General features: G+C 63.3%; 19 protein-coding genes. 8 read left to right on the top strand and 11 right to left on the bottom strand.

The features are described 5' to 3' along the window. Positions 1 to 82: 82 nt before the first annotated feature. Entirely contained in the window at positions 83 to 817 is a 735-nt protein-coding gene (locus IB234_RS10205) for a substrate-binding periplasmic protein (RefSeq protein WP_192317108.1), read from the top strand. A 6-nt stretch (positions 818 to 823) separates the two neighbouring features. Here the strand turns inward: IB234_RS10205 and IB234_RS10200 are convergent, their stop codons facing one another. Beyond that, complete coding sequence (locus tag IB234_RS10200; RefSeq protein ID WP_192317106.1) at positions 824 to 2,929, bottom strand: molybdopterin oxidoreductase family protein; 2,106 nt, start codon at positions 2,927 to 2,929, stop codon at positions 824 to 826. Between the two features lie 311 nt (positions 2,930 to 3,240). On the opposite strand from IB234_RS10200, the gene argF reads away from it, so the two are divergent. Further along, positions 3,241 to 4,158 (top strand): ornithine carbamoyltransferase, encoded by a 918-nt coding sequence (gene argF, locus IB234_RS10195; RefSeq protein WP_192317104.1) that lies wholly within the window; start codon positions 3,241 to 3,243, stop codon positions 4,156 to 4,158. Continuing rightward, positions 4,155 to 5,258: an ABC transporter ATP-binding protein gene (locus IB234_RS10190; RefSeq protein WP_192317101.1), complete on the top strand. Its 1,104-nt coding sequence runs from the start codon at positions 4,155 to 4,157 to the stop codon at positions 5,256 to 5,258. Before argF ends, IB234_RS10190 begins: the two co-directional genes overlap by 4 nt. Before the next feature lie 43 nt (positions 5,259 to 5,301). Here the strand turns inward: IB234_RS10190 and IB234_RS10185 are convergent, their stop codons facing one another. From IB234_RS10185 to ybaK, 5 genes are all read right to left on the bottom strand, one after another. Then, a complete protein-coding gene (locus tag IB234_RS10185) occupies positions 5,302 to 6,081 on the bottom strand; it encodes a PhzF family phenazine biosynthesis protein (protein WP_192317099.1) in 780 nt (259 codons plus the stop codon). 80 nt (positions 6,082 to 6,161) lie between these two features. Continuing rightward, positions 6,162 to 6,947, bottom strand: coding sequence for a substrate-binding periplasmic protein (locus IB234_RS10180; RefSeq protein WP_192317097.1), 786 nt, complete (start codon positions 6,945 to 6,947; stop codon positions 6,162 to 6,164). Between the two features lie 35 nt (positions 6,948 to 6,982). Next, entirely contained in the window at positions 6,983 to 8,476 is a 1,494-nt protein-coding gene (gene glpK, locus IB234_RS10175) for a glycerol kinase GlpK (protein WP_192317094.1), read from the bottom strand. A 50-nt stretch (positions 8,477 to 8,526) separates the two neighbouring features. Continuing rightward, positions 8,527 to 9,726: a hypothetical protein gene (locus IB234_RS10170; RefSeq protein WP_192317092.1), complete on the bottom strand. Its 1,200-nt coding sequence runs from the start codon at positions 9,724 to 9,726 to the stop codon at positions 8,527 to 8,529. Between the two features lie 27 nt (positions 9,727 to 9,753). Then, positions 9,754 to 10,224 carry a Cys-tRNA(Pro) deacylase gene (gene ybaK / locus IB234_RS10165; RefSeq protein WP_192317089.1) on the bottom strand — a complete coding sequence of 157 codons (471 nt, stop codon included), beginning with the start codon at positions 10,222 to 10,224 and terminating at the stop codon, positions 9,754 to 9,756. Positions 10,225 to 10,390: 166 nt separating this feature from the next. Here ybaK and IB234_RS10160 point away from each other — a divergent pair, with 166 nt between their 5' ends. Both IB234_RS10160 and glpD read left to right on the top strand, forming a co-directional pair. Beyond that, positions 10,391 to 11,149: a DeoR/GlpR family DNA-binding transcription regulator gene (locus tag IB234_RS10160; protein ID WP_192317087.1), complete on the top strand. Its 759-nt coding sequence runs from the start codon at positions 10,391 to 10,393 to the stop codon at positions 11,147 to 11,149. A gap of 141 nt (positions 11,150 to 11,290) precedes the next feature. Then, positions 11,291 to 12,817, top strand: coding sequence for a glycerol-3-phosphate dehydrogenase (gene glpD, locus IB234_RS10155; RefSeq protein ID WP_192317085.1), 1,527 nt, complete (start codon positions 11,291 to 11,293; stop codon positions 12,815 to 12,817). Positions 12,818 to 12,883: 66 nt separating this feature from the next. Here the strand turns inward: glpD and IB234_RS10150 are convergent, their stop codons facing one another. The 5 genes from IB234_RS10150 to IB234_RS10130 all read right to left on the bottom strand — a co-directional run bounded on the left by IB234_RS10150 (position 12,884) and on the right by IB234_RS10130 (position 17,791). Next, positions 12,884 to 13,900, bottom strand: a complete 1,017-nt coding sequence (locus tag IB234_RS10150; RefSeq protein WP_192317083.1) for an alpha/beta fold hydrolase — start codon at positions 13,898 to 13,900, stop codon at positions 12,884 to 12,886. A gap of 123 nt (positions 13,901 to 14,023) precedes the next feature. Further along, positions 14,024 to 14,878: an FHA domain-containing protein gene (locus tag IB234_RS10145; protein WP_192317081.1), complete on the bottom strand. Its 855-nt coding sequence runs from the start codon at positions 14,876 to 14,878 to the stop codon at positions 14,024 to 14,026. A 10-nt stretch (positions 14,879 to 14,888) separates the two neighbouring features. Continuing rightward, on the bottom strand, positions 14,889 to 16,574 hold the full coding sequence (locus IB234_RS10140; protein WP_192317079.1) for a serine/threonine-protein kinase: 1,686 nt from the start codon (positions 16,572 to 16,574) through the stop codon (positions 14,889 to 14,891). Positions 16,575 to 16,592: 18 nt separating this feature from the next. Continuing rightward, complete coding sequence (locus IB234_RS10135; protein WP_192317076.1) at positions 16,593 to 17,372, bottom strand: PP2C family protein-serine/threonine phosphatase; 780 nt, start codon at positions 17,370 to 17,372, stop codon at positions 16,593 to 16,595. Positions 17,373 to 17,467: 95 nt separating this feature from the next. Next, positions 17,468 to 17,791, bottom strand: a complete 324-nt coding sequence (locus IB234_RS10130) for a hypothetical protein (protein WP_192317074.1) — start codon at positions 17,789 to 17,791, stop codon at positions 17,468 to 17,470. Positions 17,792 to 17,923: 132 nt separating this feature from the next. On the opposite strand from IB234_RS10130, the gene IB234_RS10125 reads away from it, so the two are divergent. The 3 genes from IB234_RS10125 (at position 17,924) to IB234_RS10115 (ending at position 19,303) form a co-directional block, all read left to right on the top strand. Continuing rightward, positions 17,924 to 18,643: an endonuclease I family protein gene (locus tag IB234_RS10125; protein WP_318651996.1), complete on the top strand. Its 720-nt coding sequence runs from the start codon at positions 17,924 to 17,926 to the stop codon at positions 18,641 to 18,643. 167 nt (positions 18,644 to 18,810) lie between these two features. Next, positions 18,811 to 19,020 (top strand): cold-shock protein, encoded by a 210-nt coding sequence (locus IB234_RS10120; RefSeq protein ID WP_192317070.1) that lies wholly within the window; start codon positions 18,811 to 18,813, stop codon positions 19,018 to 19,020. A gap of 100 nt (positions 19,021 to 19,120) precedes the next feature. After that, positions 19,121 to 19,303, top strand: coding sequence for a hypothetical protein (locus IB234_RS10115; protein ID WP_192317068.1), 183 nt, complete (start codon positions 19,121 to 19,123; stop codon positions 19,301 to 19,303). The last annotated feature ends 35 nt before the right edge of the window (positions 19,304 to 19,338 follow it).

Raw genomic sequence — 19,338 nt, 5'->3', positions numbered from 1 at the left:
GACGACATGCCACAGCCTGGCTCTCTCCGGACTCGGGCAACTAGACTGCAAACATGCACCGGCAGGAGTCGAGGACGATGCAGTGAAGTGGCTGACCAAGGCAGTAAACGTGCTGTGCATCTCCGGCCTCGCGCAGGGTGCCCTGGCCGACACCTTCGAAGTCGGCTTCTACGACTATCCACCGATGATGATCGAGGACGGTCGCAGTGGCATCTACCAGGACATTCTCAACGAACTGGCCAAGCTCACGGGCGATCGCTTCGACGTGCAGTACCTCCCCTATCCGCGCATCGGCCTGCTGTTCAACGAAGGTCAGCTGGACCTGGAACCTGGCGTCTATCCTGGCTGGGTAAAGAGTCAACCGACCCCCGGACTCTTCTCCGCCCCCTTCGGCAAGGTGGTCGATGTCATGGTGTTCGCCCCACACAAGGCCTTTCCCGTGAAGCAACCGGAAGACCTGCGCGGCAAGTCGGTGGGCATGGTGCGTGGCTATGCCTACCCCGAACTGGCTCCGCTGATCGCCTCCGGCCAGTTGGATAGGCGCAACGCCCTGAACGAACAGCAGTTGCTGGACATGCTGGCCAGATCACGCTTCGATCAGGTCATCGCCAACAAGGCCGTCGCCCAGTACAACCAGCTCCAGGTCGAGGAATACCGGCAGCTGGAGCTTGGCGACGTGATCAGCGCCTATGACGTGAGCATGCGTGTCCACCCGAAACATGCCGCCTGGCTGGAGCGGCTGGACGCGGCAATCATCCAGCTCAAGCAGCAGGGCACCATCGACAAGATCTACGCACGCTACGGCGTACATCTGTAGCCGTATTCAGGCCGCCTCGACGCGCACCGGAACGCCGTTTAACGCGGCATTACCGGACACGGCATCCAGCTGGCGGTCGTCGGTCAGATCATTGGCGCTGGCCCCCGGCTGAGCGCTGGCGATGCCCATCTGCACACCCGGGCGGGCATGCCCCCAGCCGTGCGGCAGGCTGACCACGCCGGGCATCATCTCGTCACTGGCTACCGCCTCCACCTCGATCATGCCAACCCGCGACTGCACCCGTACTCGCTGACCATCGGCCAGGCCGCGCCCGGCCATGTCCTGCGGGTGCATCAGCAGTTGATGACGCGGTTTGCCCTTCACCAGGCGCTGGTAGTTGTGCATCCAGGAGTTGTTGCTGCGCACGTGGCGACGGCCGATCAGCACCAGTTCGCCCTCGGCCGGCAACGGCTCGGCGGCGAAGCGCGCGAGATCCGCCACCAGCAGCTCCGGCGCAGCCTCGATGACCTTCGCCTCGGTCTTCAGCCGCGCAGCCAGGTTCGGCTGCAGCGGGCCCAGGTCGATGCCATGCGGTGCTTCGCGCAGCGTCGCCAGGCTGAGCTTGTGTTCGGACTTGTCGCCGTAGGGTCCGAAACGCAGACCCATGTCGATCATTTGCGCAGGCGGCATGGTCGGCTTGAGCTCGGCGCCCTGCCTGGCGGCGAAGGCCTTGGCCAGGCCGACGAAGATCTCCCAGTCGTCCAGCGCGCCTTGCGGCTTGGCAAGCACCGGCTCGTTGAAGCGGGTGACGTTGCGCACGGCGAACACGTTGAAGGTGGTGTCGTAATGATCGTGCTCCAGCGGCGCGGTGGGCGGGAGGATCAGGTCGGCGTGGCGGGTGGTCTCGTTGATATACAGATCGACCGAGACCATGAAGTCCAGGCCGTCCAGTGCCTGCTCCAGCTGGCGACCGTTGGGCGTGGACAGCACCGGGTTGCCCGCCACGGTGACCAGCGCGCGAATCTGTCCCTCGCCGGGAGTGAGCATCTCCTCGGCCAGCGCCGCCACCGGCAGCTCGCCACCGTATTCCGGTAGGCCGGAGACGCGGCTCTGCCAGACGTTGAAGTGGCCACCCGAGGTGGTCGCCACCAGGTCCAGCGCTGGGCTGGTGCACAGCGCGCCACCGACACGATCGAGGTTGCCGGTGACCAGGTTGATCAGCTGGATCAGCCAGTGGCACAGGCTGCCGTACGCCTGGGTGGACACGCCCATGCGTCCGTAGCACACCGCCGACTCGGCAGCAGCGAAGTCGCGGGCCAACTGGCGTATATCCTGCGCCGGCACGCCGCAGCGCGCGCTCATGGCTTCGGCGGTGAACGACGCCACGGCCGCCCTCACCTGCTCCAGGCCGTTGATCGGCAGATGGCTGTCGCGGGTCAAGTTCTCGTCGAACAGGGTGTTGAGCAGGCCGAGCAGCAGCGCCGCATCGTTACCCGGACGCACGAAGATATGCTGGTCAGCCATCGCCGCCGTCTCGCTGCGCCGCGGGTCTACCACTACCAGCTTGCCGCCGCGGGCCTTGAGCGCCTTGAGGCGCTTCTCCACGTCCGGCACGGTCATGATGCTGCCGTTGGAGGCCAGCGGGTTGCCGCCGAGGATCAGCATGAACTGAGTGTGGTCGATGTCCGGAATCGGCAGCAGCAGGCCGTGGCCGTACATCAGGTAGCTGGTCAGGTGATGCGGCAGCTGGTCCACCGAGGTGGCGGAGAAACGGTTGCGCGTCTTCAGTTGACCAAGAAAGTAGTTGCTGTGGGTCATCAACCCATAGTTGTGCACGCTGGGGTTGCCCTGATACACGGCCACGGCGTTCTTGCCGTGCTCGGCCTGGATCGCCGAGAAGCGCTCGGCGACCAGCGCGAAGGCCTCGTCCCAGGCAATCGGTTGCCACTGCCCGGCAACCTTGCGCAGCGGCTGGCGCACGCGGTCCGGGTCGTTCTGGATGTCCTGCAGCGCCACCGCCTTGGGGCAGATATGGCCACGGCTGAACGTGTCTAAGGCATCGCCCTTGATCGACAGGATATGTCGGCCGTCGTCGCGATCCTCGGTTTCGATGGTCAGGCCGCAGATGGCCTCACACAGGTGACAGGCACGGTGATGGAGGGTCTTGGTCATGGCCTAGCCTCTATTGTTCTATTCGAGACGACCGGTCTAGTCGCTATCCCGCGACTATGGCTCCAGACACTGAGATTGGCCAGCTGCCTTCAACGTATGAATTGGCGGCCATCATGGCCACCGATTCATACCGGCACGGCCAGGCACCAGGAAAATCTGCCACCGGTGGCGATTTGCTCCTATGCGTCTTTTCCTTATAAGATCCCGCCTCCCCCATTTGTCGCCCTCTCGCGGCTCAAGCCGTTGTGTGGGCTGCTTTTCCCCTGAAAAACAGGGATGCGACAGTTGTCGAAACCAAGGTAGTGAACAAGATGAGCGCCAGACACTTTCTCTCGTTGATGGACTTGAGCCCGCAGGAACTGAGCGGCTTGATCCGTCGAGCCATCGAGCTGAAGGACCTGCGCCAGCGAAGCGTGCTGTTCGAGCCGCTCAAGGGCCGCGTGCTGGGGATGATCTTCGAGAAGGCCTCTACCCGCACCCGCCTGTCTTTCGAGGCCGGCATGATCCAGCTCGGCGGCCAGGCGATCTTCCTGTCCCCGCGCGACACCCAGCTGGGCCGCGGCGAACCGATCGGCGACACCGCCATCGTCATGTCGAGCATGCTCGACGTAGTGATGATCCGCACCTACGCCCACAGCAACCTCACCGAGTTCGCCGCACACAGCACAGTACCGGTGATCAACGGCCTGTCCGATGACTTGCACCCCTGCCAGCTGCTGGCCGACATGCAGACCTTCGAGGAAGCGCGCGGCAGCATCAAAGGCAAGACCGTGGCCTGGGTCGGCGACGGCAACAACATGTGCAACACCTACCTGGAAGCTGCCGTGCAGTTCGACTTCCAGCTGCGCATCGCCTGTCCCGAGGGCTACGAGCCGAAGGCCGAATTCCTCGCCGCCGCTGGTGACCGGGTGAAGGTCGTCCGCGACCCGAGAGAAGCCGTGGCCGGCGCCCACTTGGTCAGCACCGACGTATGGACCTCCATGGGCCAGGAAGAGGAAAGCGCCAAGCGCCTCGAGCTGTTCGCCCCCTACCAGGTCAACCGCGCCCTGCTGGATGCCGCCGACCCCAGCGTGATATTCCTACACTGCCTGCCGGCCCACCGTGGCGAGGAAATCAGTGAAGACCTGCTCGATGACCCACGTTCCCTGGCTTGGCAGCAGGCCGAGAACCGTCTTCACGCCCAGAAAGCCCTGATGGAAATGCTGGTCGCTCCAGGATATCGCGCATGACCCAGATGCTGCTGTCGCTGCGCGGCCTGGCTTGCGGCTACCAGGACATGCGCGTGGTACAAACGCTCAACCTGCACCTCAACGCCGGAGACATCGGCTGTCTGCTCGGCCCTTCGGGCTGCGGCAAGACCACCACCCTGCGCGCCATCGCCGGCTTCGAGCAGGTGCAGGAAGGCGAGATCGAGCTGGGCGGCGAAGTGATCTCCCGCCCCGGTTTCACCCTGGCACCGGAGAAGCGCCGCATCGGCATGGTGTTCCAGGACTATGCCCTGTTCCCCCACCTCACCGTGGCCGAGAACGTGGCCTTCGGCATTCGCAAGCATCCGCAACGCGACAAGGTGGTGGCCGAGCTGCTGGAACTGGTCAAGCTGGGCAACCTCGGCAAACGCTACCCGCACGAGCTGTCCGGCGGCCAGCAGCAACGCGTGTCGCTGGCTCGTGCATTGGCGCCAGAGCCACAGCTGCTGCTGCTCGACGAACCCTTCTCCAACCTAGACGGAGAACTGCGCCGGCGCCTCAGCCGCGAGGTGCGCGACATCCTCAAGTCCCGCGGCACCAGCGCCATCCTGGTTACCCATGACCAGGAGGAAGCCTTCGCCGTCAGCGACCAGGTGGGCGTGTTCAACAAGGGCCGCCTGGAGCAGTGGGACACTCCGTACAACCTCTACCACGAGCCAGCCACGCCGTTCGTTGCCAGCTTCGTCGGCCAGGGATATTTCATTCGCGGTCGGCTGCAGAGTCCCGACACGGTACAGACCGAACTCGGCGTGATTCGTGGCAATCGCGCCTACCAATGGCCAGAGGGTAGTGCCGTGGATGTGCTGCTGCGTCCGGACGACATCGTACCGGCCTCCGACAGCGGCCTGCAGGCCCAGGTGGTCGGCAAGACCTTCCTCGGTGCAGCCACCCTGTACCGCCTGCAACTGCCGACAGGCACCCAGCTGGAAGCCATCTTCCCCAGCCATGCTGACCATCAGCCGGGCCAGCAGGTGGGCATCCGCATCGCCGCTGATCATCTGGTGGTGTTCGCAGCCCAGGGCAGCGTGGCTGCCCAGGTCAACCTCAGCGAGTCCGGCGTACGCCGCTACAGCGGCGGTTGATGCCCGCACGAGGCAGACATCAGAGGCGCGCCGGCCGCCCTGCTTACAGATAGAGCGTACCGCGAGCCACCAGCACGGCCTGGCCTGCGATCTTCACCCTGTCCCCGTCCAGTCGACAGTGCAACTCGCCGCCGCGGGCCGAACACTGATAGGCCCGCAGCTCGCTCTTGCCCAGACGCCCAGCCCAATACGGCGTCAGCAGGCAGTGGGTAGAGCCAGTGACCGGGTCCTCATCGATACCGATGCCCGGAGCGAAGTAGCGCGACACGAAGTCATGCTTGCGCCCCGGCGCCGTGACGATCACACCAAGCCCGTCCAGGAGTGCCAGTGCCGGCAGGTCGGGCTTGCAGTCGCGCACCGCCTGCTCGGAATCCAGCACGACCAGCAACTCGTTGCCCTGCAACGCAGCCTTAACTTTCTGCCCGAGGATTCTCTCCAGCTCTTCGCTCACCAGGATCTCGCTCGCATGCGCACGCGGAAAGTCCAGAACCAGGCGCCCCTGCTCACGGGTCACACCCAAGGCACCGGACATGCAGCTGAAATCCAGGCGCTCACCCGGCTCCCCATACTGCTCGAACAACACATGGGCGCTGGCCAGAGTGGCATGCCCGCAGAGCGGGATTTCCACCGCAGGCGTGAACCAGCGAATGCGCCAGCCGGCCGCTTCGCGCACCACGAAGGCGGTCTCGGCCTGATTGTGCTCGGCGGCTATCCGCTGCATCAGCTCGTCATCCAGCCAGGTATCCAGTCGGTAGACCATGGCCGGATTGCCGTGGAATGGTCGGTCGGTGAAGGCGTCGATCTGATGAAACTCGAGTTGCATGCTGTGCTCCTTGGTCGTTGCACCACAGCATGCCGATGTCCATGGCAAGCACGCCGATACAGTCGCGCTCGATTGCGCCGTTACAGCTCGGAAGCCTCGACACCATAAGCATCGAGCAAGGCCTTCAGGCGGCCGTCGGCACGGTAACGCTGCAGCCCCTGTTCGAACAGCTCGACATAACGGGCGCTATCCTGCCGGACTGGGGAGAAAGCCAGGTAGATAGGCACGTCCGGCTCACGGCAACCCGCCTCACGCACGGATACGGAATCATCCTGCTCCGCCAGATGCGCCTGCAGTACCCAGCTGTTCTCCACCAGGGCATCCAGACGCCCCAGGCGCAGCTTGCTCAGATTGATGTCCAGTGCCCGGTCTCCGGACGCCACCTGCACATGCTGGTCTTCCCGGCGATTGGCCGAGACGTATGCATTGATCAGCTCACCATAGCTGTAGTCGTTGATCACCCCCAGCCGCACGGCCGGCAACGAGTCGACACCGGTAAAGCGCCAGGTGGACCCAGGCAGGGTGTAAAAACAGTTTCGTGACAGCGCTACCGGCGTATCGGTGAAGAGGAAGTCGGGAGCATCTTCGCGGCCGGCCCCCACCGCGGCATTGATCTCTCCACGGCGTACCTGCTGGAGCACCCGAGCCCAGTTGCGTGTCACGTAGCGCACCTGAATGCCATGTTCGGCGAAGATGCTTTGGGCCAGCTCGACGAAGATGCCCGGCCGAGGCGAATCGGCCGCGCAATTGATCGGGCACCAGGGATCGGCAGCTATCACCAGGGTCTCGGCACGGGCCAGCACAGCGAAGCCCAGGCCGGCGAGCAACAGAGCGAAGAGGGTCGGCAGGCGACTACACAATTCCATGTGGCGACCTCAGACAGAGACTCAGCGCAGTTGTATCACTGTCCGGCTTCGCTGCGCACCCGTTTCACCGCGTCCAGCCAGCCGGCATAGAGCCTGGACCGGTGGGCATCGGCCATGCGAGGCGAAAAGCGCTGCTGGCGATGCCAGTGGCTGGCGATCTCATCCAAGTCCTGGTAGAGGCCGGCCTTGAGGCCTGCCAGATAAGCAACGCCGAGGGCCGTGGTTTCGGTGACTACCGGGCGCTCCACCGGCACACCGAGGATATCGGCGAGGAACTGCATCACCCAGTTGTTCACCACCATACCGCCATCCACGCGCAACGCGCTGGGCTCGGCCGCGCCGTCCTGGCGCATCGCCTCCAGCAGGTCACGGGTCTGGAAGCACACGGACTGCAGGCCGGCGGTGACGATTTCCTTGATGCCGGTATCGCGGGTCAGGCCGAAGATGGCGCCGCGAGCCTTGGGATCCCAGTAAGGAGCCCCCAGGCCGGTGAAGGCCGGTACCAGGTACACGCCACAAGCGTCACCGGTCTGCTCGGCCAGCGCCTCGCTGTCGCGGGCATGGCCGATCAGCTTGATGCCGTCGCGCAGCCACTGCACGGCGGCACCGGCCACGAAGATGCTGCCCTCCACCGCATAGGTGACCTTGCCGTCGAGGCGATAGCCGACTGTGGTCAGCAGACGGTTCTTCGATACCACCGGCGTGTCGCCGGTATTCTGGATCATGAAGCAACCGGTACCGTAGGTGCTCTTGACCATGCCCGCCTCGAAGCAGGCCTGGCCGATCAGTGCGGCCTGCTGGTCGCCGGCCATGCCAAGTACCGGGATACCGGCGCCGAGCAGAGACGGCTCTGTGACACCGAAGTCGGCGGCACAATCCAGAACCTCCGGCAGGAGGCTGCACGGAATGCCGAACAGCTCCAGCAATTCGTCGTCCCACTGCTGGGTGTGGATGTTGAACAACAGGGTGCGTGAGGCATTGCTGGCGTCGGTCCGATGCGCCTGGCCATCGGTCAGACGCCACAGCAGGAAGCAATCCACTGTGCCGAAGCGCAGTTCGCCGCGCTCGGCGCGTTCGCGGGCACCTGGCACCGTATCGAGAATCCAGCGCAGCTTGGTGGCGGAGAAATAAGGGTCGATCAGCAAGCCGGTCTTCTCCGACACTCGCGCCTCGTGCCCATCAGCCTTGAGCCCGGCACAGTAGTCGGCGGTGCGCCGGTCCTGCCAGACAATGGCCGGATGGATCGGCGTGCCGGTGGCAGCATCCCAGACCAGGGTGGTCTCGCGCTGGTTGGTAATACCAATGGCGAGCGCTTCGCTGGCCTTCAGGCCCTTGCTGGCCAAAGCCTCGCGACACACTTTGAGAGTGGTTAGCCAGATTTCCTCGGCATCGTGCTCGACCCAACCGTCCTGCGGGAAGTACTGCTTGAACTCCTGCTGCGCACTGGCCAGCGGCAGGCCCTGGGCACTGAAGACAATGGCTCGGGAGCTGGTGGTGCCCTGGTCAATGGCGAGCAGGTATTGAGTCATGGAATCTTTCTTCCTTGTTCTACTTGTAGTCGGGTTTTCGGCATGGGCGATCAGCCCTCACCCTTGCGGGCGGGCAGCACAAGGCCTCTGGCGAAGGCCAACTTGATGCAATGCTCGTCGGAATAGGCAGACATGTTCCAGGCAATTTCTTCGCCCCCCTGAAGCCTGGTGAAGGTCTTGGCGATATTCCCGCGCCACGGCCCAGGACGGCTCGCGTAGTAAAGCTCGAAGAAACGCTGGGCCTGCTCCTGGCCGCCGAAGCACAGCATGAAGGCCATCGGTGTAGCTTCCGGTTGGCAAACGCCGGTAAAGCCTGCGCCATGGGCGGCTAGGTGCTCGAGTGCACGCTCCCGGTCGCCGAACAGGTCGAACAGCGGCAGCACGTATTGCGCGAGCGCCTCGCGCATCTCCCGCACCGACTGCGTCAGAGAAGCACCTGAGACCTGCCAGACGATAACCCTGATCGCCTTCTCCGGTCGGCGCAGCGAGCCGAACAGCACATAGCCGTCGCAGTGCTTGTTGCCGGTGAACTCGCTCAGCCACTTCTTCAGCCGCTTGCTGGAAATGCGGACGTTCACCGTCATCTGTACGTTGGCACGGGCGTTGTAGCGCTCCGCCTCGAAGTCGACTTCGAACAGCGTATCGCGGTCGGCCGCCGTCTTCTTCCACAACGTACCGTGCTTGTTGGGCTTGAATCCCTGCTGCCCCAGCACTCCTCCGGCTTCGACACAGGCGTGCAGGAACTGGGTCTTCGGGTCGAGCAAGCGATTCGCATCGTCCGCGCGCCAAAGCCGCCACTGAGCGAGTCGCTGGTCGAGCATCACCCGAACCCGCTCGAAGTTCTCCCAGGTGTTCTCGACGTGGTAGGTGCTTTCATACTCGAAGCCGTGCGCCTCGGCATGACGGTTGAACAGGTCGCAGTAGTCACCCAGGTAGTTGCCATGCTGCGCGGCGAACGGCGAATCGTCGCCCGAGGTGTAATAGTCGACGGCGAAGGCATTACCGTCCTCGCTAAGGTCCTCGTCCCAGAATTTGCTATCGCAGGCCTGCAACAGGAAATCCAGGCCGGTGATCTCGCGCCGCTCCAGCGCGGTCAGCAGGTCCGTCGAGTCTTCGCGGTGAACATCACCCGTCATTCCCTGGCCAAAGGCCCACGCCAGAAACATGCCGATGTGGATGCCGCCGTTTTCCTCTGGCAGGCCCGCGGGATACTCACCGCCGGAATGCCAGTCGATCCTGTCGTACGCCATGATGCCTTCCTTGGATGCTCAAGCCGCTCAGGGCCGGCCGATGTCGGCGAAGCTCGCCTGGGTATGCTGAGCCAGCACCTCGGCCGCCAGCTCCACTTCCAGGCCGCGCCGGCCGGCGCTGACATGGATGGTCGGGTACTGGCGGGCCGACTCGTCGATGAAGGTGCGCAAACGCTTCTTCTGCCCCAGCGGGCTGATGCCGCCTACCAGGTATCCGGTACTGCGCTGGGCCTGCTGCGGATCGGCCATATCCGCCTTCTTCACCCCGGCGGCGTGGGCCAGAGCCTTGAGATCAAGCGTACCGGCTACCGGCACCACAGCTACCAGCAGCTCGCCTTTTTCGGTCGCCGCAAGCAGGGTCTTGAACACCCTGGCTGGCTCCAGACCCAGCTTTTCTGCGGCTTCCAGACCATAGGAGGCCGCCTTGGGATCATGGCTGTAGCTGTGCACCTGGTGCTCGGCCTTGGCCTTCTTCAGCAGATCGATGGCAGGAGTCATGTTCGAATTCGAAAATTTCTGAAGGAAGCGCGTACATTAGCGGAAAAAGCCGCCGGGAGCAGTCTTTAACATCACACGGAGACGGCACGAAAGATGGCGGAGACCATAAGCGTCTTCAGCCCACAGCACCTCGCTATAATCCGCCGGCCCATAACAAGGAAAGCCCATGCGCCTCCCGCCCCGCCAGCAAAGCATCCTCGAACGCGCTCGTGAGCGCGGCTATGTCAGTATCGAAGAGCTGGCCCAGGCCTTCGCCGTGACCCCGCAGACCATTCGCCGCGACATCAATCAGTTGGCCGAGCAGGGCCTGCTGCGGCGTACCCATGGCGGCGCGGCAAGCGAGGCATCGAGTATCCAGAACACCGCCTACGCCATGCGCGCCGGGCAGATGCGCGACGAGAAGCAGCGCATAGCCGAGGCCATCGCCGCCCAGATTCCAGACTACGCCTCGCTATTCATCAGCATCGGCACCACCACCGAGGCCATCGCCCGCGCCCTGCTCGGCCACAAGCACCTCAAGGTGATCACCAACAACCTGCATGTGGCCTCCACCCTGGCTGACAAGGCCGACTTCGAAGTACTGGTGGCGGGCGGCAGCGTGCGCAGCGACGGCGGCGTGGTCGGTCAGGCGGCGGCTGACTTCATCCAGCAGTTCAAGGTCGACTTCGCCATCATGGGTATCAGCGGTATCGACGACGACGGCAGCCTGCTCGACTTCGACTACCAGGAAGTGCGTGTTTCCCAGGCCATCATCGACAATGCCCGCCAGGTACTGCTGGCCGCAGACTCCAGCAAGTTCGGGCGCAACGCCGTGGTGCGCCTGGGCTCCATCGCCCTGGTCGACCACATCTTCACCGACGCCCCACCCTCCACCGGCCTGACACGCCAGTTGGCCGAGCAGAAGATCCAGCTGCATATCGTTTGATCCTCGATCCGCCCAGGCCAACCACCGACACGAATCCAGATGACCGGCCCGCCCCGGGCTGGCCAAAGCATGCCTGCTCGGCTAGCATATTTTCGAAATCGAACATTTATAAGTTCACTTTGAAACTTACGGTGCCTTGCCATGCCAATGAAGCAGCCCCCACCAATCGCTGAAATCTACGATATGGCCGTGGTCGGCGGTGGCATCAACGGTGCAGGTATCGCCGCCGACGCCGCCGGCCGAGGCCTCTCGGTGTTCCTTTGCGAACGTGACGACCTGGCGCAGCACACCTCTTCCGCCAGCAGCAAACTGATCCACGGCGGCCTGCGCTACCTAGAGCATTACGAGTTCCGCCTGGTGCGCGAGGCGCTGGCCGAGCGCGAAGTGCTGTTGGCCAAGGCGCCGCATATCGTCAAGCCGATGCGTTTCATCCTTCCCCACCGCCCGCACCTGCGCCCTGCCTGGATGATTCGCGCAGGCCTGTTTCTCTATGACAACCTGGGCAAGCGCGAAAAACTGCCGGGTTCGCACGGCGTGCGCTTCGGAGCCGGGAGCCCGCTCAAACCGGAGATGACTCGCGGCTTCGAGTATTCCGACTGCTGGGTAGACGACGCCCGCCTGGTGGTACTCAACGCCATGGCCGCCCGCGAGCGCAACGCCCACATCCACACCCGCACTCGCTGCCTCAGCGCGCGGCGTAGCAAGGGTCTGTGGCACCTGCATCTGGAGCGTGCCGACGGCAGCCTCTTCTCCATCCGCGCCCGCGCCTTGGTCAACGCTGCCGGCCCCTGGGTGGCGCGTTTCCTTCAGGACGATCTGAAGCAGAAGTCGCCCTACGGCATCCGCCTGATCCAGGGCAGCCATATCGTGGTGCCGCGCATTCACGATCAGGAGCAGGCCTATATTCTGCAGAACGAGGACCAGCGCATCGTCTTCGTCATTCCCTGGCTGGAACACTTCAGCCTGGTCGGCACCACCGACCGCGAGTATCAGGGCGACCCCGCCCAGGTACGCATTACTGAAGAAGAGATCGATTACGTACTGAAGGTGGTCAACGCCCACTTCAGAAAGCAGCTTTCACGCAGCGACATCCTGCACACCTATTCCGGCGTGCGCCCGCTGTGCGACGACGAATCGGACGAGCCCTCGGCCGTGACCCGTGACTACACCCTGTCGCTGTCGGGCGTCCAGGGCGACGCACCGCTGCTGTCCGTGTTCGGCGGCAAGCTGACCACCTACCGCAAGCTCGCCGAGTCGGCCATGAGCCAGCTCACACCCTTCTTCCCCCAGCTGAGCCCGGCCTGGACCGCCAAGGCACCATTGCCCGGCGGTGAGAACATGAGCAGTCGCGAGGAGCTGGTGGAGAAGCTGATCGGCCGCTTCGGCTGGCTCGACCGCTTCCTCGCCCAGCGCTGGGTCAGCACCTACGGCAGCCGCACCTGGCGCCTGCTCGACGGCGTGCAGCGACAGAGCGAACTGGGCGAGCACCTGGGAGCCGGACTTTATACCCGCGAGGTGGACTATCTGCGCAACGAGGAATGGGCCATGGAAGCCGAAGATATTCTCTGGCGACGCACCAAGCTTGGCTTGTTCATGACGCCCGGGCAGCAGAATCGCCTGCGCGACTACCTGAACGGTAGCCGGCAATCCTTGACCGCCAGCGCCTGACTCATACTCGAACGCAATCACGCGGCAAGCCCCCATTGCCACGGAATGCATTCATCCCAAAGCCGGCTACAGGGGCTGAGCAGCCGCACTTCCCATCTGAGCCAACTGCTGGTCATCCATGCGGTGCGCGCGCAGGTGTGGCAGCACAGCGGCCAGCAACGGCTCCTTGAACTGGGCCTGGAAACGGTGGGCCAGGCCGCGAATCAACTTCAGTTCACTGCCTTTTATGTGAGCCGCCACATGTACGCCATGCATCACCGGCAATAGCGGATCAGCGGTTCCATGCACCACCAGGGTCGGCACATGCAGGCGATTGAGCATCTCCACCCGGCTCGGCTCGGCGAGAATCGCCAGAATCTGTCGCTGTACACCCTGCGGGTTAAAGGCGCGATCATAGCTACGCTGAGCCTCGGCCAGGAGCTGGGCACGATCGATCTCTTGACCAGGACTGCCAAGTGCCGCCAGCAAATCGGCTTGTTGCTCGATGGCCGAGGCGCGATCCGCGGCCTCGCGCCGAGCCAACTGCTGCAGCAAACGCGCATCCGGCGCCGGCAGCCCAGGCGCACTGGTGCTGGTCATCACCAGTGTCAGGCTCTCCACCCGTTGCGGAGCCATGTCGGCCATGTGCTGGGCGATCATTCCGCCCATGCTGGCGCCTAGCACATGGAAGCGCCGGACACCCAGCGCATCCATCAGCCCGAGGGCATCGCCAGCCATGTCACGCAGTGAATAAGGCGCAACCGCCCCAAGGCCCAACTGATAGCGAAGCACCTCGTAATTCAAGCTCACCGACGGCGCCTCGCCGTGCCAGGTGGATAGGCCGACGTCACGATTGTCGAAGCGAATTACCCGGAAGCCCTGCTGGCACAGGCGCTCCACCACCTCGTCCGGCCAATGGATCAGCTGGCCACCCAGCCCCATCACCAGCAACAGCGCCGGGTCGCTGTCACGCCCCACACTCTGGTAGGCCAGACGCACATCTCCGACATCCGCGGTAGCGGTCGGTGCCTGCAAGTCGCAACGGGAAGCCGCAAGGGACGGCATGCCGCAAAGCAGAGCGGCCAGAAAGAACAACGCACGCATCGAGAACACCCAGAACGCAGAACCCCAGTGAAACGCGAGTCTGCGGATGTTCGTTCGCGAGCGCTGCCACAGTTCAGTGACAATTTGATGAATATTGCCGGGCGGTAGTGACTCCCTCGCGACTCAGAGCAAGTAGACAACACCTAGCACACCCGCCACCAGCAGCAACGCCAGCAGCCCGAACGTCAGAGCACCACCACTCCTGGCGACCGGAGCAGGTGCCGCCTGAGCTTGTGCCACGACACGCAGCGGGTTGACCGTCGAGGTAGCCGCTCCCGCCGACCGTGGGCGAGGTTTCGCCTGTGGCCTAGGCAGATCGACGGCACGTACGAACACGGTGGCATCCTCGTTTTCCTCCTCCGTCGTCTGTGCATCGACTCTGGGGCCGATCACCAGCAGTACCACCGACCCCATGCGCAGCTGGTCGCCAGGTTTAAGCACCGCGACCGCGGCTTTCTCACCGTTGACCTGTACACCGTTGGCCGAGGCTAGGTCCTTCACCTCCAGCACGTCATCTCGCAGGAAGAATTCGCAGTGGCGGCGCGACAGCTCGGCATCGCTGAAGCACAGTTCGCACTTGACCGAGCGCCCGAAGGTCATCGAGCCGCTGACGTGGAACTTCTTGCCCTCGTGCTCACCCTGGATAACCTGCAGAAACCAGCGCTGGGCAGCCTCGGCACGCGCCGTGACCTTCCCCGGATCGACCAGAAGCAGTTCGACATCACCCAAGCGCACCCTGTCTTCCGAGCGCAGCTGATAGCGGCTGGCGATACGCTCATCGTTGACGAAAGTACCCAGTTCGCTCTCGCAATCGCTGATGTAGTAGAGCCCCGCATCCTGACGAATCTCGGCATGGAACGCGCTGACTCCAACATCCTCCAGCATCAGATCGTTGCGGCGATCCCGCCCCAGGGTGAATCGCTCCTCGACCAGCCATACGGGAGCCTGGCGACTGTCGTTGAAGTGCAGTTTGAGCATGTGAGATGTCCTACTGACCGAAGATGTTGTTCCAGGCCCGCTTGATCGGGTTGCTTTGACGGTCGCGGTCAGCCTGAGCCGCTGCGGCGCGAGTTCGGGCGGCACGAGCCTCATCGAGCAGTTGCTCGTGCTCGCCACGCATCCGCATCAGCTCCGAGTTCCCCGGCTCGACCTGCAAACCGCGCTCGATCATCGCCAATGCACCAGGAAAATCGCCACGCTTGTACGCACCGCTGGCCAGATCGCGATACTCCAGTGCCACGCGGTTAAGGCCTGCCAGGGCATCGGCATTGCCCGGCGCCCAACCGAGAACCTGCTGGTAGTAGTAGACCGCGCTGTCCTCTTCCGGCAGCAGCAGGCGCTTGTCGGCAATACTCTGCTCGGCCAGCGCCAGAAAGCGGGCAACACGGGCTTCCAGCAAGCGCTGCAGGCCAGCCTGGGCACCGGCATGCTGCGGGTCAATGACCAAGGCCTGACGGTAATAGAAATCGGCACTGTCTTCGGCCGGCTCGGTGAGCAGTCCTTCGGCCAGACGCTGGTCGGCCTGGACCAACAGCGCAGCGATACGAGACTCGCGGATGCGCTGCAGGCCAGACAGCGCATCATCGTTGCCGGCATCGATAGCGAGCACCTCGTTGAAATAGTGCTCCGCGCTGTCTCGCTCGGGATCAACCAACCGACCGGTAGCGAAGCGCTCTTCGGCCTGGGACAACAGGGCGTCGATCTGCCGCTGCTCCTTGAGATACAGGCCCGCCGACGTCAGGGTGCCGATCAGCACCAGCACGCTAAGCATTACCAACAGGGGCATCGCCGAGCGGCGCCTGCGCGACGCAGGGGCCAAGGAAGTCTGCTCAGGGAGCGGCAGCGCCGGACGAATCTGGGTTTCCTCCAGATCGCTCAGCTCCATCTCGTCCAGTGCCGTCAGCAACGCGCGGCACTCGGTAAAGCGATCCTCCGGCCTCTTGGCCAGCATCCGCGCCAACAGGCTCCGGAAGGCGCCAAGACTATCGGGCAGCGGCGGCAGATCCATCTGTACGTGATTGACCACGGTCTGGGTGTAGTTGCCGCCACGATAGGGATTGTTGCCGGTGAGCATCTCCAGCAGGATCACGCCCAGGCTGTAGATATCGCTGCGTGCGTCCAGAGGCTGGCACTGGGCCTGCTCCGGACTGCTGTAAGCCGGGCTGCCGACGGCGACGCCGAACTGCGTCAGTTCACTGTCGATGTCGAGGTCCTTGGCCACGCCGAAATCGGTGAGCACAGCGGTGCCGTCACCGCGAAACAACACGTTGGCAGGCTTCACGTCGCGATGCACCAAACCCTTGTCATGGACCACCGCCAGGCCGCTGGCGACCTGGCGCACGATCTGCAGGGCGCGCTCGGGGGCAAATACCTCTCCCTTGCGCCGCGCCAGGTCGCCTCCCGGAAGGAACTCCATGGCCAGGTAATAGCGGCCGTCGGCGAGGCGACCGATGTCATGAATAGTGATGATCGACGGGTGATTGAGCGAGGCGACCGTGTGCGCCTCCTTGATGAAGCGCCGGCTGAATGTCTCATCCTCGGCGCTGCGCAGCACCTTGATCGCGACCTTGCGGCTCAACGACTCCTGAGTGGCGAGGAAGACCTCGGCCATGCCGCCCTTGCCCAGTTGGCCGTGCACCCGGTAGCCGGGGATTTCAAGCAGAGTGGTGCTCATGGATGCGCGTCGATCGTTTCAATGCTTGCGGGAAGAGAGCCAACGGCTGAGAAAATTACGGGGCCTGGCATCGAACTTCGTCGACTCGGCCACGCTGCGCCCCAGCACGATGCAGGAGATATTGTCCTTGCCGCCTCGCTGGTTGGCCAGCCCTATCAACTGTTCAACCAATGCATCGAGCGTGGCAGCCCCAGCACAGACCTCGTGGATCTGCTCGTCGTTCAATTCACCGGTCAGGCCGTCGCTGCACAGCAGCAGCAGTTCGCCGGGCGCCAGGTTGCCCTGCACGCGCCCGACCTCAAGCGCCTGCTCGCTCTGCCCCAGGCATTGGGTGACGACGTTGCGGCGTGGATGATGGCGAGCCTCCTCGACGCTCAACTCTCCGGCATCAATCATCGCCTGCACCCAGCTGTGGTCACGACTCAGCCGCTCGATACTTCCAAGGCTGATGCGGTATGCACGACTATCGCCGATCCAGGCGATCTCGTAGCTCGCGCCGATGATGCGGGCAGCCACTATCGTACTGCCCATGCGCCGCCCAACACCCTCCCCACCTGCGGCAAGAATCGCCTGATTGGCGGCATGGATGGCACGTTCTAGATCATCTCCAGTAGCCACAGACTCACGCAGAGTCTCCAGCGCCAGGGCGCTGGCCACCTCGCCGCACCGATGCCCTCCCATGCCATCTGCCACGGCCCATAGGCCGAACTCGGGAAGGCACAGCACCGCATCCTCGTTGTGCTCGCGAACGCGTCCCACGACGCTCTGCGCCGCGAACCCAAGGGACTGCATCGACATGATCTGCTGGTTACCTTCTAAATCCGGACTGCCGCGCATGATGCGGCGCGATGCCGCAACTGTCAGCCCGAGGCGCTCGAAGTGTTAAACAGTCGTCAACGGTTACGCTGCAACTCATAGTCGCTCTGACCAGGATGGCGCTGCACCTCGATACCGCCCGGATACTCGGTGCTCTGCCGGATGCTGCCACCATGGCGGACGCTTGAGCTGCCATGCATTTCCACCTGGTTGCGGCCATAGCCCTGGCTGGGCACGGCATGACCGCCATGGATGTCATAACTCTGGCTGCGACTGGAAGACTCGACGCTGCCAGAAGCGCCAGGACTGACATACTGGATAGGGATCGGCCGGTGCACCGGCTGGTCGGCCAGCGCTGTCCAACTCGGCAGAGCTGCTAGCAGCAAAATGATGATTCGCATGACGAACCTCCTAGTCTGTCGATGATTTCAGTGAGCACCATGAGCCAACGGCGGCATGGCCAGCACCTCGCCACGATTGGCAGGGGCGACGACAGCAGTATCATGCGGCGCTTTTCTCGGGATGTCGTCTCCGTGCCCAAGTGTTTCGCCCTGTTGTTACTCTGCTGCATCTCTCTGCCCACCCTCGCCTCCGCACCCCGCTCGTTCAGCGAAGCCAAGAAGATCGCCTGGAAGCTCTATGCTCAGCAGGCGGTGGAGTTCTACTGTGGCTGCCGCTACAGCGGCAATCAGGTCGACCTGAAGAGCTGTGGCTATACACCTCGCAAGAATCCGCAGCGCGCCGCACGCATCGAATGGGAACACCTGGTACCGGCATGGGTCATCGGCCATCAGCGCCGCTGCTGGCAGCAGGGCGGACGCAAGCATTGCTCACGCAGTGATGAGACCTTCCGCCGCGCCGAGGCGGATCTGTTCAACCTGGTACCCAGCATCGGCGAGATCAACGGCGACCGCAGCAACCTCCCTTTCGCCTGGCTTCCAAACGAACCCGGCCAGTACGGTGCCTGCCTAATGGTGGTGGACTTCAGAAGAGGCAAGGTGATGCCGCGCCCAAAGGTGCGCGGCATGATAGCCCGCACCTACTTCTACATGAGCCAGCGCTATGGGCTTCGTCTATCCAGGCAGGAGCAACAGCTGTTCGACGCCTGGAGCAGGCATTACCCGGTCGAGCCCTGGGAGCGCCAGCGCAACCAACGTATAGCCTGCGTCATGGGTTGGAACAACCCCTTCGTCGGTAGCGTCGACCTGAGCAAATGCCCTGCACCATTTACCGGAAAAGGCAGAAATCATTAGGTAAATCGACACTTTACCTGTAGGGTGGCGGCACTGTGCTGCATGTGTCACCGCAAATCGACCGGTTTAGATCTCGGTCCGACCTACCTCGGTTTCTTTACTCTTTGCACTCAGTCATGGCCTGGGCTGTTCCAGCGCCGTGTTCACTTTGTCCAAGGAGATATCCCATGTCCGCACGTCAAACCGGCACCGTTAAGTGGTTCAACGACGAGAAAGGCTTCGGCTTCATCACTCCGGAAAGCGGCGCCGACCTGTTCGTGCACTACCGCTCCATCCAGAGCGCCGGCTTCAAGAGCCTGAAGGAAGGCCAACAGGTTTCCTTCATCGCCGTTCAGGGCCAGAAAGGCATGCAGGCTGACGAAGTTCAGGTCATCTGACTTCTAGCCTGCCAAAAGAACCGGCCCACGGGCCGGTTTTTTTATCCCTGCTACTTTGCTGCGCACTTGCGTAGCGCCAGATATTCCTCGAGGGGGAACCATGCGCGTCAAGAAAGCCATCCAGCAACCCAAACCGCAACCAGCGGTGGAAACCCGCGAATCCCTCGAAGCCCAGGTTGCCGCCTTCCTCAACTCAGGTGGCGAAATACAGCAGATTGCCAAAGGCATCAGCGGCCAATCCTGGTCCGCCCCCAGCCGCCACATCACCATCGGCAAGAAGTGATTTCACGGTAACAACCACCAGCAGGATGATGGCAC

It is taken from the genome of Pseudomonas sp. PDM16 (assembly GCF_014851865.1).
Lineage (GTDB): Bacteria > Pseudomonadota > Gammaproteobacteria > Pseudomonadales > Pseudomonadaceae > Aquipseudomonas.
The sequence above is the reverse complement of the archived record's forward strand: the minus strand, read 5'-3'. Positions and strand labels throughout refer to the sequence as shown.